This window comes from Williamsia limnetica (assembly GCF_003217475.1).
Classification (GTDB): domain Bacteria; phylum Actinomycetota; class Actinomycetes; order Mycobacteriales; family Mycobacteriaceae; genus Williamsia; species Williamsia limnetica.
This window is the reverse complement of the sequence record NZ_QJSP01000001.1, coordinates 166,080-182,006: the sequence shown is the minus strand read 5'-3', so window position 1 is coordinate 182,006 and position 15,927 is coordinate 166,080. Positions and strand designations below refer to the sequence as shown.

Annotated in this window: 16 protein-coding genes; 7 read left to right on the top strand and 9 right to left on the bottom strand. The window is 64.3% G+C overall.

What is annotated here, in order from left to right; genetic code table 11:
- Positions 1–13 precede the first annotated feature (13 nt).
- Both DFR67_RS00850 and DFR67_RS00845 read left to right on the top strand, forming a co-directional pair.
- The gene (locus DFR67_RS00850) at positions 14–643 is read left to right on the top strand and encodes a TetR/AcrR family transcriptional regulator (protein ID WP_110467534.1); all 630 of its coding nucleotides are present in this window, start codon (positions 14–16) and stop codon (positions 641–643) included.
- Between the two features lie 2 nt (positions 644–645).
- A complete protein-coding gene (locus DFR67_RS00845) occupies positions 646–1,671 on the top strand; it encodes an LLM class flavin-dependent oxidoreductase (protein ID WP_110467533.1) in 1,026 nt (341 codons plus the stop codon).
- Between the two features lie 70 nt (positions 1,672–1,741).
- On the opposite strand, the gene DFR67_RS00840 is transcribed toward DFR67_RS00845, so the two are convergent.
- Positions 1,742–2,686 carry a helix-turn-helix transcriptional regulator gene (locus tag DFR67_RS00840; RefSeq protein WP_110467532.1) on the bottom strand — a complete coding sequence of 315 codons (945 nt, stop codon included), beginning with the start codon at positions 2,684–2,686 and terminating at the stop codon, positions 1,742–1,744.
- 61 nt (positions 2,687–2,747) lie between these two features.
- On the opposite strand from DFR67_RS00840, the gene DFR67_RS00835 reads away from it, so the two are divergent.
- The 3 genes from DFR67_RS00835 (at position 2,748) to DFR67_RS00825 (ending at position 5,303) form a co-directional block, all read left to right on the top strand.
- Positions 2,748–3,152, top strand: a complete 405-nt coding sequence (locus DFR67_RS00835; RefSeq protein WP_110467531.1) for a RidA family protein — start codon at positions 2,748–2,750, stop codon at positions 3,150–3,152.
- Positions 3,149–3,574 carry an SRPBCC domain-containing protein gene (locus DFR67_RS00830; RefSeq protein WP_110467530.1) on the top strand — a complete coding sequence of 142 codons (426 nt, stop codon included), beginning with the start codon at positions 3,149–3,151 and terminating at the stop codon, positions 3,572–3,574. Before DFR67_RS00835 ends, DFR67_RS00830 begins: the two co-directional genes overlap by 4 nt.
- Positions 3,575–3,836: 262 nt before the next feature.
- Positions 3,837–5,303: an alkaline phosphatase D family protein gene (locus tag DFR67_RS00825; RefSeq protein ID WP_245937636.1), complete on the top strand. Its 1,467-nt coding sequence runs from the start codon at positions 3,837–3,839 to the stop codon at positions 5,301–5,303.
- 289 nt (positions 5,304–5,592) lie between these two features.
- Here the strand turns inward: DFR67_RS00825 and DFR67_RS00815 are convergent, their stop codons facing one another.
- The 4 genes from DFR67_RS00815 to DFR67_RS00800 form a co-directional block, all read right to left on the bottom strand.
- Positions 5,593–7,548 carry an ABC transporter ATP-binding protein gene (locus DFR67_RS00815; protein WP_110467529.1) on the bottom strand — a complete coding sequence of 652 codons (1,956 nt, stop codon included), beginning with the start codon at positions 7,546–7,548 and terminating at the stop codon, positions 5,593–5,595.
- A complete protein-coding gene (locus tag DFR67_RS00810; RefSeq protein WP_110467528.1) occupies positions 7,545–9,278 on the bottom strand; it encodes an ABC transporter ATP-binding protein in 1,734 nt (577 codons plus the stop codon). Before DFR67_RS00810 ends, DFR67_RS00815 begins: the two co-directional genes overlap by 4 nt.
- A gap of 109 nt (positions 9,279–9,387) precedes the next feature.
- Positions 9,388–10,857: an FAD-binding oxidoreductase gene (locus DFR67_RS00805; RefSeq protein ID WP_110467527.1), complete on the bottom strand. Its 1,470-nt coding sequence runs from the start codon at positions 10,855–10,857 to the stop codon at positions 9,388–9,390.
- Between the two features lie 114 nt (positions 10,858–10,971).
- Positions 10,972–11,343, bottom strand: a complete 372-nt coding sequence (locus DFR67_RS00800; RefSeq protein ID WP_110467854.1) for a cupin domain-containing protein — start codon at positions 11,341–11,343, stop codon at positions 10,972–10,974.
- Positions 11,344–11,422: 79 nt separating this feature from the next.
- On the opposite strand from DFR67_RS00800, the gene DFR67_RS00795 reads away from it, so the two are divergent.
- The gene (locus DFR67_RS00795) at positions 11,423–11,866 is read left to right on the top strand and encodes a MarR family winged helix-turn-helix transcriptional regulator (protein WP_110467526.1); all 444 of its coding nucleotides are present in this window, start codon (positions 11,423–11,425) and stop codon (positions 11,864–11,866) included.
- Between the two features lie 3 nt (positions 11,867–11,869).
- Here the strand turns inward: DFR67_RS00795 and DFR67_RS00790 are convergent, their stop codons facing one another.
- Positions 11,870–12,730 (bottom strand): alpha/beta fold hydrolase, encoded by an 861-nt coding sequence (locus DFR67_RS00790; RefSeq protein WP_110467525.1) that lies wholly within the window; start codon positions 12,728–12,730, stop codon positions 11,870–11,872.
- 82 nt (positions 12,731–12,812) lie between these two features.
- Here DFR67_RS00790 and DFR67_RS00785 point away from each other — a divergent pair, with 82 nt between their 5' ends.
- Positions 12,813–13,148 (top strand): putative quinol monooxygenase, encoded by a 336-nt coding sequence (locus DFR67_RS00785; protein ID WP_342766699.1) that lies wholly within the window; start codon positions 12,813–12,815, stop codon positions 13,146–13,148.
- 81 nt (positions 13,149–13,229) lie between these two features.
- Here DFR67_RS00785 and DFR67_RS00780 read toward each other — a convergent pair whose 3' ends face one another.
- The 3 genes from DFR67_RS00780 to DFR67_RS00770 form a co-directional block, all read right to left on the bottom strand.
- Entirely contained in the window at positions 13,230–14,822 is a 1,593-nt protein-coding gene (locus DFR67_RS00780) for an MDR family MFS transporter (RefSeq protein WP_425451226.1), read from the bottom strand.
- On the bottom strand, positions 14,815–15,312 hold the full coding sequence (locus DFR67_RS00775) for a MarR family winged helix-turn-helix transcriptional regulator (RefSeq protein WP_110467851.1): 498 nt from the start codon (positions 15,310–15,312) through the stop codon (positions 14,815–14,817). The genes DFR67_RS00780 and DFR67_RS00775 overlap by 8 nt, the downstream gene beginning before the upstream one ends.
- A 118-nt stretch (positions 15,313–15,430) precedes the next feature.
- Positions 15,431–15,922, bottom strand: a complete 492-nt coding sequence (locus tag DFR67_RS00770; RefSeq protein WP_110467524.1) for an SRPBCC family protein — start codon at positions 15,920–15,922, stop codon at positions 15,431–15,433.
- Between the last annotated feature and the right edge of the window lie 5 nt (positions 15,923–15,927).

Below are 15,927 nucleotides of genomic sequence, written 5' to 3'. Positions count from 1 at the left end.
GGTTGGTAGCGTAATGAAAGCAGAGACCCCCAGTGATGACAAGGCCCCCGCCGGGCGACCGCGCGACCGCAGCATCGATGAAGCGATCCTGCGGGCCACCGCAGAACTACTCGTCTCGATCGGGTACTCAGCTCTGACGCTCTCCGCCGTCGCCGAGCGGGCGGGCACCACGAAAACCGCTCTGTACCGGCGATGGTCGAGCAAGGCTCACCTGGTCCACGAGGCCGCGTTTCCCGCCCCGGTGACCGCGTTGATCCCCGAGTCCGGCGATGTGGCAACGGACATCCGAGCACTCGTCGCGGGGTCCCGGTCGATCTTCACGGATCCGGTCACCCGGGCCGCGCTACCTGGGCTCCTCGGCGAGGTCGGCGCCGATCCGAAGCTCAACGAGCTTGTCATGCAACGCTTCCAAGACGGTGTCTTCGCGGCGATGCGGCTTCGGCTCCACCGCGCCGTGGAGCGTGGTGAGGTCAGGGCAGGCATCGACCCGGACCGCCTCCTCGAGGTCATCGGCGGCAGCACCATCCTGCGATTGCTGATCCGGCCGGACGAAGACCTCGACGAGGACTGGGTCGATCAGACGACGGCTATCGTCTTACATGGAATCGCGGGCCAGCCGGATTCGACGCGCGCCGGAGGTTGAACGTGCCACAGCCAGGTCAGAGTCTCGCCAAGCTCGGTTTTCTCACCATCGGACGTTTCGACCCCGCGGATCCGCGTACCGGCCACGAGGAGATGCTGCGCACCATCGAACTGGCCGAAGAACTCGGGTTCGACAGCGTCTGGCTTCGGCATCGGCACCTGCAGTACGGGATCTCGTCGCCGGTCGCGGTGATGGCCGCCGCCACCCAGCGCACCAAGCGGATCGAGCTGGGTACCGCGGTCATTCCGCTGGGGCTCGAGAACCCCCTCCGGTTGGCCGAAGACCTCGCGACCGTCGACCTGCTCTCGGGCGGCAGGATCAATCCAGGTGTGTCAGTGGGCACCCCGATGCGGTACGACGACTTCAAGACAAAGCTGTACCCGGAGTCGCACGAGCTGGAGAACTTCAGCAAAGATCGAGTCCTTCGCCTCATGGACAACATTCGAGGGGTGCCGGTCAGCGACTTCGAAGGGACGATCGGGATCGAGCAATTCTCCAGAATCGTCCAACCACAGTCACCCGGATTGATCGACCGGCTCTGGTACGGCGGCATGCTCTCTTCAGCGATCTGGGCCGGACAACAGGGCCTCAACTATTTGACCAGTTCGGTGGTGAACACCGAGGGAACCGACTCGCGCGACTTCGCCACGATCCAGGCCGAACACATCGACGCGTATCGGGCCAATCATCCCCATCCTGGAAATGCCCGCGTCTCACAGGGATTGGTGGTGATCCCCACGGATTCCGCGACCCCGGAACAGATCAAGAAGTACAAGGAGTATGCGGCCGCCCGCTTCGATCGCACATTGTCGCCGCAAGGTCCACGCCAAATGGTGTTCGCGCCCGACGTGGTGGGATCGTCTGAGGAGATCGCCGACATTCTCTACTCCCACGCGGGTTTTCTGCGAGTCCAGGAGGTCGCCTTCGCGTTGCCGTTCTCCTTCGACGAGGCCGACTATCTCCAAATCATCACTGACATGGCCACCCATCTCGGGCCCAAGCTCGGGTGGACACCAAAATCCAACTGATACAGAACAATACGGTGCAGCCGCAGCCACGTGGTTCATCGTGTGCCGGTGACCGGACAAGATGCGCTCGTCACCCCGTGTAGCGGGCAGCGATCCAGGAACCGAGGGAGTGTAATCGGTCGGCGAGTTCCGCAGGCTCGAGTACATCGAAGTCGACGTTGAGGTAGACCAGCCACCGCGCCGCCCAGTCGAGATCGTCCGCTCCGAGCGAGAGGATGCAGTCGTCGCCCTCGTCGGTGACAGAGGCGACAGATGGACGGACCAGCTTTCTGATCTCCTCCCCCGACAGGTACACGCGTACACGGATTCTGTGGCGCCATCCGTGCGCAACGCTGTCGGCGACGAACGCTGCGGCATCAGGCGGCTGAGGCGGCGTCGAGAACTTGGTTCCCAACGGCCTGACGTCTGCGATCCGGTCCAGGGCGTAGGCACGCCACCGCTCGCTCCCCCGCTCATGGCCGACCAGATACCAGCGCCCGCCCGCCCGGACCAACTGCCCGGGCTGGACATCGCGCGCGCGGCCCGGCTCGTCAGATCGCCGGCGATGCCGGAATCGCACGCCCTCCTGCGCGCGGCAGGCCAGCGCCAGGGCGACCAGAACCCCCGCATCGGCGGATCGAACCTCATCGCCGTCGACGGCCTCGGCCGCGGCCACCGCTTCGAAACGCCCGCGCAGCCGCGCGGGCATCGTCTCGGTCAGTTTGGCGAGCGCGGTGACCGCCGCGGGCGCCAAACCACCGACCCCGACCGAGGAATGCAATCCGAGAGCCACCGCAAGGGACTCGTCGGCGTCAAGAACCAGCGGTGGACTCGCTGCTCCCGACGACAAGGTGTAGCCGCCGAATCGGCCGGCTTCGGCATCGATTCGGTAGCCGATTTCTCGGAGGTGTTCGACGTCGCGCCTCGCGGTGCGCTCGGTGACGTTCAGTCGCTCGGCGAGCCTACCCGCGCTGATACCCGGGTTGGACTGCAAGATTGCCAACGCCTGCAGACGGCGGCCGGTGGGAGTAGACATTGTTCAAATATGATGTCAAACCCTGACAACTCTGGGCAGGGTATTCGTTTACGGTCAGAACATGGAAACCATCAAGCTGCTCAAACCCGAGGGGCTGATCAACAGTCCCGCATTCAGTCACGTCGCAGTCATCCCACCGGGTGCCACGACCATCCTCGTCGGGGGCCAGAACGCGGTCGACGCGAACGGGGCACTCGTGGGCGGAGATGACATCGGCGCCCAGACCGCTCAGGTGATGGCCAACCTGAAGACCGCCTTGGCGGCGGCAGGCGCGGACATGTCCGACGTCGTCAGCCTGACGCTCTACGCAGTCGATGGCATCGACCTGACCGCCGGATACGCTGTTGCGGCCCAATCGCTCGATCCCAACAGCGACCCGCCACTGATCACCGCGGCAATGGTGCCTGCACTGGGAGTACCGGGCGCGCTGGTCGAGTTGGCCGCTGTGGCCGCGGTGCAGCGGTGACGAACAGGCAGACCGGGCATACCCGAGATGCTGGTTGGCAGATCGGCGTCTCGAAGACGGTCGGTCACCCACTCGAAGAGGTTTGGGACTTCTTGACCTCCGACGCCGGGACCGCGGTGTGGCTCGGCCACGGCGTCCGACTCCGACATGAACGAGGCCTGCAGTACGAGACCGCCGATGGGACCACAGGCGAGACGAGGAGCTTTCACAGTGAGGAACGAATCCGGCTCACCTGGCAGCCCAGGGATTGGGACCACGAGACCATCGTCCAGGTGACGGTTACACCGGAGGGTGACCACAAGACCGTCATCCGCTTCCATCAGGAACGCCTCGTCGACGCCGACGAACGCGAACAGCAGCGGACACACTGGCGTGCTGTGATGACGGCAGTCGTTTCCGGGCTGGACGCCGAGGGCAGCTGATCACCGGCGGGTCGCCCATCACCGATGACCTGTGATGACATCCGGTCGTCGATCAGCTTTTGGTTGACCTTCACCGCGATGTCTCGGCGATGACAGGTCACGCTGATCTGCTGCGCCTGTGCCGAACACGCTTCGAATCAGTCCCGACAAGACACTTCGATCCGGAATCTCTCGACGCAGGTTCCTCACCTGGACAGGGGTCGCAAGCGCGCTGGCCTTCACTCCGGGCCTCATCGAGGCTCCTGCCGCCTATCCTGCGCCGATGAATCACGGTGATCATCCGTTCACGTTGGGCGTGGCGTCGGGCGACCCGCTCCCCGACGCGGTCGTCCTGTGGACCCGGCTGGCCTCCGCGCCGCTGGCGCCGCACGGTGGCATGACAGACATACCCGTGCCAGTAGAATGGGAGCTGGCCCGCGACAGTACTTTTCGCCAGATCCTGCGGCGCGGAATCGAGGTGGCGACATCCGCAGACGGCCACAGCATCCATGTCGACGTGCGGGGGCTGGAGCCATCGACCGACTACTTTTACCGCTTCCGCGCAGCGGGGCACATCTCCGATGTCGGTCGTACCCGAACGGCACCTTCGGCATTGGGCACCACAGCGTCCATGACGTTCGCCTGGGCCTCGTGCCAATCTTGGGGTGACGGATTCTTCAACGCGTATGCCGACATGGCGAGGTCCGCGCCCGACGTTGTCTTCCACCTCGGCGATTACGTATACGAGAAGGCGATACCCACCCGCGGCGGACAACGAAACACCACCGCGATGCCACAGTCAGCGCTCTCCGAGATGACGACCCTCGACGATTACCGCGAGCGGTACGCACTGTACAAGCTCGATCCACACCTGCAGCAGGCGCATCGGATGTTGCCGTTCATCGTCACCATGGACGATCACGAGGTCGAGAACAACTGGGCGGCAGCGATTTGTGAGGATCAGGCACCCGTGCCCGACTTCCTCTACCGCCGGGCTGCCGCCTTCAAGGCGTGGTGGGAGAACACCCCGGTCCGCGCCGAGCTCCGGCCGAACGGCGCGGACATGCGGATCTACCGGCGCTTCACGTTCGGCGACGTCGCTCAATTCAGCGTGCTCGACACCCGTCAATACCGCAGTGATCAGGTCAATGGCGATACCGACGGCCCACAGAACGACCTGTCGGCCCGCGCCGACCGCACGATCACCGGGGCGGCCCAAGAACAGTGGCTGCTCGACGGTCTCGCATCGAGCGGTACCCGCTGGAACGTCCTGGCCCATCAGACGACGCTCGCCGACCTCGCGCGTACCAAGAACGGGGACCGCGCGGTGAGCATGGATGGTTGGAGCGGTTACGAGGCCTCACGTGCCCGGGTACTCGACGGGGCGCGTACCCGCGGCGTCGACAACCTGGTGTCGATAGTCGGTGACATCCATCGATCAGTCGCGTCCGAGCTCAGGTCGAGCTATACGCGCCCGGCACCGACGGTGGGTGTCGAACTCGCGGGGACGTCGATCTCGTCCGGAGGCGACGGCGCCGACAGTGATGACAGCGACCGGTTGCTGAAAGCGGCGTCACCTCACGTCAAGTTCGGAAATGCGCAGCGTGGATACGTGTTGAACCGGCTCACCCACCAGGATTGGCAGGCAGAGTTCCGCGTCGCCGACACGATCGCAGACCCACAAGCCCCACTACACCGCCGCGCCACTGTCACGATTCCTGCCGGACGGCCGGAGATCGGGATCGGCTGACCACCGGGCGATGAGTCATGGCCGCCCACGAAGTCTGTATTGGTTGTGACGAAAGGACAACCGATGCACACTGATGCAGCGCAGATCCGCACCCTGGTCGAAACGTGGGCCCATGCCGTCCACCGCGGCGATCTCGCCACCGTGTTGGCCGCTTGCGCACGAACATCATTCCTTCACACCTGCCCTGTAGCAAACGAGACTGCCGCTACGAAGCCATCGGCCGAGTAGACCTCTGCGCAGCCGCAGTCTCGAACGCAATAGCGGGTGCCCTCCGAAGCGGACGCGAAGGTCAGCTCGTGGAGAACTCGGGGTCACCGAGTTCGTCCGAATCCATCGGCCCGCTGAACTGGCTGTTGTACAGGCGGTAGTACGGGCCGTGGTTGTCGAGCAATTCATCGTGCGAGCCCTGCTCCACGATTCGGCCGGACTCCATCACGATGATGGTGTCGGCGTCCCGGACCGTCGAAAGCCTGTGGGCGATGACAAAACTCGTCCGGTCGGTGCGCAGCGCGGTCATCGCCTTCTGAATCAACAGCTCGGTTCTGGTGTCCACCGAACTCGTCGCCTCGTCGAGGATCAGCAGGGTCGGCTTGGCCAGGAACGCCCTGGCGATGGTGATGAGCTGCTTTTCGCCTGCGCTGACACCGCCGCCTTCCTCATCGATGACCGTGTCGTAGCCGTTCGGGAGGATCCTGACGAAGTGGTCGACATGACTGATGCGCGCGGCCTCCAGAATCGCCTCGTCGTCCGCCTCGGGGTCGCCGTAGGCGATGTTGTCCCGAATCGACCCACCGAACAGCCAGGAGTCCTGCAGCACCATGCCGGTGCGTTCCCGGAGATCGTCGCGGGTCATCGTCGAGGTATCGACGCCGTCGAGGCTGATCGTCCCGGAGTCGAGATCATAGAACCGCATGATCAGGTTCACCAGCGTCGTCTTGCCTGCACCGGTCGGCCCGACGATGGCAACCATGTGCCCGGGCTTCGCCACCAACGAAAGCTGTTCGATCAGTGGGCGATCCGGATGGTATCGGAAAGAGACGTCGTCGAAGGTGATGAGTCCCTTGTTCGATTCCGGACTTCGGGGGAAGTGCGGATCGGGCACCTCCTCCTTCGCGTCGAGTATGTCGAAGATCCGTTCGGCCGACGCCACCCCACTCTGCATCAGGTTGAACATGGAGCCGATCTGAGTGAGAGGCTGGGTGAACTGCCGTGAGTACTGGATGAAAGCCTGCACGTCGCCGAGACTCAACGAGCCCGACGCCACCCGCAGGCCGCCGACAACGGCCACCGCCACGTAGTTCAGGTTCCCGAGAAACATGATGGCCGGCATGATGATCCCGGAGATGAACTGGGCGCGCCAGCTCGATTCGTACAGTTTCTCGTTACGCTCGTCGAAACGCGCCTCCACGTCGGCCTGCATGCCGAACGCCTTGATCACTTCGTGCCCGGTGAACGCTTCTTCGACCTGACCGTTGAGCCGCCCGGTACTCGACCACTGCGCCAGAAAATGCGGCTTCGATCGTTTGGCGACCTGAGCTGTCACGACAACGGCCAGCGGAATGGTGACGATCGCGATCAGTGACAACAGGGGCGAGATGTAGACCATCATCACCAGGATCGCGATGACCGTCAGTACCGAGTTCAACAACTGCGCAATGGTCTGCTGCAGGCTCTGCGAGACGTTGTCGAGATCATTGGTCACCCGACTCAGCAGATCGCCGCGTTGGGTGCCGTCGAAGTAACTCAGTGGGAGCCGGTGGATCTTGTTCTCGACCTCCGCCCGCATGTCCCGGACGGTGCGCTGGGTGATGACGTTGAGGAGGCGGCCCATGAGCCAGCTCAGCACGGCCGATCCGGCGTAGAGAACCAGCACGAAGATCAGTACCCGCCCGACCTCGTCGAAGTCGATACCGACACCGGGTGTCACGTCCATCGACGAGACCATGTCGGCAAAGGTGTTGTCACCCTGCTGCCGCAGGCCGGTGACGGCTTGGTCTTTGGTGTCGCCGGCCGGCAGTCGGTCGCCGACCACACCGTTGAAGATGAGGTCTGTGGCGTGGCCGAGGATCAGGGGCCCGACGGCGTTGAGGATGACGGCCACCACCGCACAGAGCAGCACCAGGATCAGCGCACCGCGCCGGTTCGACAGCAGGGTCACCAACCGTTTCACCGACGGACCGAACGCGCGGGCCTTCTCGCCCGGCACCGCACCGCTCGGTGGCGCTCCCCCTCCCGGCCGCGTCATGCCCGTCCCTCCACCGACAGCTGCGATTCGACGATCTCGGCATACGTCGGGCACGTCGACAACAGTTCCTCGTGGGTGCCGATACCGACGACAGCACCACAGTCCAGGACGACTATCTGATCGGCGTCGGCGATTGTGGTGATCCGCTGCGCGACGATGATGACGCACGCCCGACTGGTGGCCGGACGCAATGCGGCACGGAGGCGGGCATCGGTGTGCAGATCCAGCGCCGAGAACGAATCATCGAACAGGTAGATGTTCGGTTTCCTGATCAGCGCCCGGGCGATGGCGAGTCGCTGCCGTTGCCCGCCGGACACCGTCGTTCCGCCCTGGGCGACCGGGGTCTGCAACTGATCTGGCATCGCCCTCACGAAGTCTGCGGCCTGCGCGACGGTGAGCGCCTCCCACATCTCGTCCTCGGTGGCGTCAGGCTTTCCGTATCGCAGGTTCGAGGCGATCGTGCCAGAGAACAGGTATGGCTTCTGCGGTACGAAACCGATCTCGCCCCGTAGAACGGCGGGATCGAGTTCGCGGATGTCGGTGCCGCCGATCAGAACCGCTCCTCCCGTGACGTCGATCAACCGGGGCAATAACGCGACCAGGGTGGTCTTTCCCGATCCCGTCGAGCCCACGATCGCGGTGGTCGTGCCCGGTTCGGCACGAAAGCTGATGTCGCGCAACACCGGGTCATCGGCGCCCGGATACTGGAAACGCGCGGCTCGCATCTCGACCGTTGCATCAGCCCCGGACAGCACCGCGGGCTTGTCGGCCTGCACCACCGAGGTCTCGGTGTCCAGGACCTCGTAGATTCGCTCGGCACACACGGATGCGCGAGGTGCCATCATCGCGAGGAACGACGCCATCATGACGGCCATCAGGATCTGCATCACGTACGCGATCATCGCGGTCAACGCCCCGATCTCGACCTTGCCGTCTTCGATGAGGTGGCCGCCGAACCAGATGATGAACACGATGGTCACGTTGCTGATCAGCAGCACCGACGGAAACATCAGCGCGAGCAGTCTGCCCACCCGCAGGGCGGCGTCGGTGAGATCGTCGTTCGCCCGTTCGAACCGCTGGCGTTCATGGCGCTCGCGAACGAACGCCCGAACGACCCGAATACCCGTGATCTGCTCACGCAGCACCCGATTGACGATGTCGATGCGCGCCTGCATGGCCCGGAACCCGGGCATCATCCGATAGATGATCACGGCCATCGTGACACCGAGAATCGGCACGGCGACCACGAGTACCCAGGCGAGTGTGCCGCCGACACCGATGCCCAGGACGATCCCTCCGATACACATGATCGGGGCCGTCACGAGAATCGTGCAGGCCATCACCCCGAGCATCTGCACTTGCTGCACATCGTTGGTGGTGCGGGTGATCAGCGACGGGGCACCGAACACACCGACCTCACGCGCAGAGAAGCTGTCCACGCGGTGCAACAGGTCGTGCCGGATGTCGCGGCCCGCCCCGAGTGCTGCGCGAGCGCCGAAGTACATCGAGGAGATCGACCCGATCACCTGGACCAGCGAGACGACCAGCATCCAGAATCCGATGTGAAGGATGTAGGACGTGTCGCCCTGCGCCACGCCGTTGTCGATGATGTCGGCGTTGAGGGTCGGCAGGTACAGCATCGCTGCGGTCGCGACGAGTTGCAAGACCACAACCCCGAGCAGTTCGCGGCGATACCGCCCCATGTAGGTGCGGAGCAGACGTATCAGCATGGGGCAGTCACATAGTTGACGTTAGCAACCGAAATGGGAGTAGCGCGCGCCGTTTTTGCTCACCGGCCGGCAGTGCCGGTTATGCCCGCTTCGCCACGCCGCAACCCGATCAGATGTCGAGACCTGAATACAGGATCCGCGCCGGGTCGTATTTCTGTCGAATCGTGCGCAGTCGCGTCAGATTGGCCCCGAAGTATCTCGACGGTGCGACACCGGCTTCGATGTAGTTCACGTATGCACCGGACGAAGCCCGACCGATCGTGCTGTGTGCGCTCGCCACCCACGAGGTCGCGGACGAGTACGAGCCGCCGGGCGGGATGTCGGTGAACCACTGCAGACTCGCCGCGTGTGTTCGCCAAGGAAAGGCCGTGGCGCCCGCGGCGACATCGCCGATGGCACCGTCGAGCGGATCGATGATCACCAGGCCTGCGCCGCCTGCCCTGGAGCGATTGCGCACCGCCGTGACAATGCTCGCGGCAACCGCATCCGTGATCTGACCGACGATGTCCGAGCCGGCGACGAATCCGTGCCTGGGCGCGGTTGCACCACCGGCCAACCGGAGGAAGGCTCCCATGGCGTCGAGCGTCAGGTAATCGGCGCCGGTTGGATTGGCTCCCACTGCGGCCGTGATATCAGCGGCGATCCGGCGTCCGGCACCGGTCGCGCAGACCAGCAGGAGCGAACAGGTGACGCCGCCCCGGCGGTCCGAACCGATGTTGACGTTCGCCCATGCCGATCGTTCGGCGGTAGGAAGCCACCGCCGCCAGCCGGAGATGACCGCAGCGGCGGACGCCGACGGATAGCTGAGCGTCACGATGTCTTTGCCCGTCACCGGCGCGGTGCGATAGGTCAGGGAGGTGACGATGCCGAAGTTTCCGCCCCCGCCGCCCCGAAGCGCCCAGAAGAGGTCGTCGTTGCTGCCGGGTGCCGCGGTGACCGCCTGCCCGCTCGGCAACACCACGGTTGCCGCGGCGAGAGAGTCGCAGGTGAGCCCGTACTGCCGGGAATCGACGCCGAGGCCGCCTCCCATCGTCAATCCGGCGGCGCCGACCGTCGGGCACGTTCCGACGGGGATCGATCGGCCCTGCTGCGCAAGGCTGTTCGCGACGTTGTACAGGGTGGTCGCAGGCAAGACCGTCGCGAGCCCGGACCCGGCGTCGTAGCTGATCTGACCGTCGAGCCTGCGCAGGTCCAGCACCATGGTGCGGTTCGCAGCCGAAGCCCCGGTGTACGAGTGACCGCCGCTGCGGCCCGCGATCTTCAGGCCGTGTTTGACCGCGAACGCCATTGCCAGCTGGACATCCGCCACGCTCCGCGGCACCACGACGGCAACCGGCGTCGAGCCATCGAATCTGGTGTTGAATATCTGCTTCGCCGATGCGAAGGCTGCTCTCTGCGCAGGAAGGATCACCTGGCCGGTGATCGACCCGGCAAGCGCCGTCCAATCGGCGGCACGGGGAGCGGCCGAGGCGAAGCCGGCACCAACGGTGACGGCGGCTGCGATTCCACCGGCGAGTGTTCCCTGCAGGAGGCGCCGCCGTGTGAGGTGCCCGGGCTGAGGCTGCTCGCCAGGTGTCATAACCGATGTGTCCTTTGATCGCCCGACGACTACCGGAAGCCTAGCGACGATGGCGGGCAGGCATCGTTGGAATGAATGAACGGGCTTCGCGGACGCCCGGGACGCCGGGCTTTGTCACCGAGCCCACGGGGGCGAGAGGACGGCGCCGTCGGCTGTCGTCGCCTGCAATCCCGATGTGGTTGTCACCCAAGCGGTCGAATCGGTTTCGCCGCCATCGATTTTGACCTCGGAATTCGAGGGAATGACGATGACGTCTCCGACACCGGCCTCCTCGACCAACCCATTCAGGGATACCGACAGCGAACCCTCGAGCACCAGGAGAACTTCCTCGTTGCTGGGGCGGTGAGCCACTCCGGTCTGTCCGGCGGGCACCGTCAATCTCCACGCGCACAGCTCGCGTGCACCTCGTGTCTGACTGACGTACGAGGCGAATGTGCTGCCGTGCGCGGTGAACAGTTCCGCATCGTGCGGTCGGATGATGGGCATGGGAACCTCCTGAAAGAAATAGACAAGTGGCTTGACTATATAGACAAGCAGCTTGTCTGTCCATGGCATACTCCATTACGTGAACGACGATGATTGGCAGACCGCGACGAGCGTGCTTCGCTTGTCGACGCAGTTGGTCGATGGCATCCAGGCCGGGATGGCAGAGCGGGGGTTCGCCGACATCCGCCCGGTCCATGGTTTCGTCTTCACCGCATTGGCGCAGGGACCGGCGACCGCATCTACGCTTGCAGGCCAACTGGAGATCACGAAACAGGCTGCAGCCCAATTGATCTCATACCTCGTCGAGCGTGGCTACCTCGTCAGAGAAATGGACCCCTCTGATGGGCGGGCCCAACTGGTGAGCCTGACGACGCGAGGCCGATCGGCGACATCCGCGGCCAGAGAGTCTGCTGAGCAGCACGTCGGCACGTGGCGCGACAAGCTCTCCGGCGCGGAGTTCGACTCGCTCACCTCTGCCGTCAACACCCTCGGCACTCCCGGCCGATTGCGCCCCAACTGGTGACGATCAGCTCAACTTGCGCATTTGCGCCGCCGCCACATCAAGGAAGTCGTCGATGATCGCCACCACGGCAGCCGGCGCCTCCGCGTGTGGATAGTGACCGATACCCTCCAGGACCTCGAGGCGACTGCCCGGAATCGCCTCGTGCGCCGCGTAGCCGTGCGCAACCGGGATGATCTTGTCGTGATCTCCCCAGATCAGCAGCGTTGGCATCTCCGAGTTGAGATAGAGCCGATTCATTGCGGATACGGCCTGACCGCGGTAGTCGACCACGGACCGGAGGGTGCGCAGGAACGCTTGCCGGGTCTCCCGATCCGCCAGCGACGAGTACGAGCGCCAGGTCTCGTCGGCTCGCGGCGATTGCACGCCCGCGGAACTCAGCCACGACCGGATCTTGTTGCCCACGTCCAGCACAGGCCGGGGCGCGATTATGGGTAGCACCAATTCGGCACCTGGGGCCGACAGGAGCCGCAGTGTCCAGTTCACGTCGGGGCCGAGACCGCCGCTGCCGATGAGGATGAGTCGTTCACAGTATTCGGGATGTTGGTAGGTGAACTGCATCGCGACACCGCCGCCGAGCGATTGCCCGACGATGGTGGCCGTCTCGACCTCCAGCTCCCGCAACAGGTCGCGCAGGAACGCGGCGAACGCACCGAGCGAGTAGTCACCACGAGGTTTGGCGGAGAGCCCGTGGCCCGGCAGATCGGGCGCGATGACCCGGTACTTCTTCGCCAGCTCGGGCAGTACGGCGTCCCAGGTCCGCGAACTTCCCGCCATACCGTGGATCAACAGCAGCACTGGCCCGCTGCCTTCGTCGCGGTAGGCGACAAGATCGCCGTGTAGATCCATCTGACTGAACTCGCTCATGTGACGTCACTCCCCTGTCGTCATCTGGTCCCGCCGGTCGGGCTTCAACCTACGCGCTCCAACGCGACGATGAGATCCACCTGTGACGGAGGTCTACCCACGCAGAGCACTCACCCCGACCGAAGAGGTTTCCATGATCATCGTCGCCGGCTCCCTGAACGTCGCGCCGGAACACCGCAGCGCCTATCTCGACCATTGCCGGGAAGTGATCTCGTCAGCCCGCTCGACGCCGGGCTGCCTCGACTTCCACCTCTCGGCCGATCCGCTCGAAGCCGGGCGGATCAACGTGTACGAACGGTGGAGGGGAAGGACCGAGCTGGACACCTTCCGGGGCAGTGGAACCGACGACGAGCAGAACGCACAGATACTCGGCGCCGACGTCCGCGAGTACATCTGCGACCGAGAGATCCGCCTGTAGCGATCACCCCGTGGCCCACCCGCACGAAGACGCCCCACGTGTCCGTGGGGCGTCTTCGCGAGTGCTGTCTGCGTGCCAGGTTTAGACCGACACGGGTGCTTTCTCCGACTCTGACTTCATCGGATCGAGGTCTGGCTCGATGTCGATGGTCCGGCGCAGGGGTCGGTTCGGCAGGAATGCGACCGCGATCAGCGCCACCACGGCGGCGGCCGCAGCGATCAAGAAGATCCGGCCGGTCGCGTCTCCGTACGACGCACGGATGATCTCCTGCACAGGCGCGGGCAACGCACCGATGTCGAGGTTGCCGCCTGATGATGAACCGGTGATCCCTAGTTTCGCCAGGCCACCCGAGGACAGCTCGGCCACGCGCGTGGCCAGTACAGAACCGAGAACGGACACTCCGATGGCGCCGCCGAACGTGCGGAAGAAGGCGACGTTGCTCGAAGCGGCCCCGATGTTGTGGACGCTGACGGTGTTCTGGACGACGAGGACCAGGTTCTGCATCAGCATGCCGACGCCGAGTCCGACGACCAGGGTGAATGCACCGACGAGCCACAGGTTGGTCGCGTGGTCGATGGTTCCCAGCATTCCGAAACCGAGGATGAGGAGCGTTGCACCGGTGATCACGAACGGCTTCCACTTACCGAAGCGGCTGATCAATTGACCTGACCCGACAGAGGCGATCAGCATGCCGACCACCAGCGGGATCGACAGGACACCTGCAATCGTCGGTGAGTAGCCACGTGCGGTCTGGAAGTACTGGCCCAGGAACGTGGTGGATCCGAACATTCCCATGCCGACGGCGATGGAGGCGATGATCGCCAGCCCCGTCGTGCGCTCGGTGACGATCTTGAGCGGGATGATCGGCGACTTGACCTTCGATTCGACGAACACTGTCGCGATGAGCAGCAGTAGGCCGCCGGCGACGTAGAGTGCCGATTCCTTGGACATCCAGCCGTAGTATCCGGCCTTGCCCGCGAAGGAGACCCAGATCAGCAGAACCGAGATGCCTGCGGTCATGAGGGTGGCGCCGAGCCAGTCGATCGAGACGTCCTTCTGACGTTCGGTCTTGATCTTGAGGGTCTTCTGCAGCAGGAACAGGGCGATGACAGCCAACGGCACGCACACGAAGAAGCACCAGCGCCAGCCAAGGGGGCTGTCGACGATCACGCCTCCGAGGATCGGTCCACCCGACATCGACACCGCCATGGTGGCGCCCATGTAGCCCGAGTAGCGACCGCGTTCCCGCGGTGAGACGATGCTGCCGATGATGGCCACCACCAGCGCGGTCAGCCCGCCCATGCCGACGCCCTGGATCACGCGGGCCGCCAGCAGGATCGGCACGTTGTGCGCGAATCCTGCGATGATCGAGCCGACCACGAAGATCACGATGGCCGACTGCACCAGCACCTTTTTGTTGAAGATGTCGGCAAGCTTGCCCCAGATGGGTGTCGACGCGGCGTTCGCCAGGAGTGCCGTGGTGATGACCCAGGCATACGCGGTTTGCGAACCCTTGAGGTCGCCGATGATCGTCGGCAACGCCGTGGCCACGATCGTCGTGCTCAACAGTGCCGTGAACAGCGCGGCGAGCAGTCCGACCATGGACTCCAGAATTTGGCGGTGGGTCATCGCCAGAGGATCACGCTTTTCCACCACCATTGTTGAACTAGACATGTACTTCCTGACTTTCTTTGAGAGGCGACACGTGTTCCGGCTCGGCTGAGCGGTGCACGTGCTTTGTCAATGACTGCTTGAGTTTGTGGATGGTGCGGTGTGCGGCGCGGGCGTCGGACTCGGTCCAGTCGGCGAGCACGGCCTGCAGTTCCAGAGCCATTGCGGCCCTGGTCCGTGCGAGCAGCGCCAACCCCTCATCGGTGACCTCCACCTGGGTCGCGCGGCCGTCTCCGGGATCGGGTCGTCGGCCGGCGTACCCTGCGTTGACCAGGTCGGTGATGTGTCTGCTCAGCGCTGACTGGCTGATGCAGAGGTCGGCCGCCAACTCGTTCTGGCGGCAATGTCCCCTGCCGGCAAGCGCGACCAGCACGCCGAGTCCGCCGGGATGAAGGTCGCTGTGGTCGGGCGACAGCAACGCTCCGCGGAGCACGCGGCCGACGAGGTGCAGATCCTCGATGAGTTCCTGTGCCGTTTCCGGTGACACCGACATGAACGCCACCTCGCTTCCACATAATTGATTGATTGCGCTACGCAACTATATATTAGTTACATGCGCTAATCAACTAAGTGACGCTGTCAGGTATTCCCGCGAACCGGCGGGCTTTCGCTTACCTGGCCGCTGCCAGCGGATATCCCCGCCGCACCGTCCGGTCAAGAATGCCCAAAGTGCCGCGTAGAGCATCCTCCGCGATCACCGGAAAGATTCCCCTGGCGCGCCACTCTTCGTGGATTTCGGACCAGTCGTAGAACGACGTGACCGTTGTCGCACCGTTGTCGGCAGGCTCGAGACGGTATCCGTACACGTGACCGATCTGCGGACGGACGCGGCCCAGAATTGTCCAGGAGATTTCCCGATCCGGAACGAACGATGCGATGGTCACGGTGACGTCGTACTTCCCCAGGGGTACGTCACCCAGGGCCTCTCGGTCCATGTGGACCACGAATGTGTCGCCCGCCGCCGACACCCGGTCGCCGGTGGCGTCCATCAACATCCCGGACGCGTCGATGGCAACGTGGCCCTGCGGATCGGTCAACACCGCAAAGATGTCCGCCGGGCTGGCATCGATGACGCGCGTGGCGTCCAAACGGTCAGTGGTCATACCGC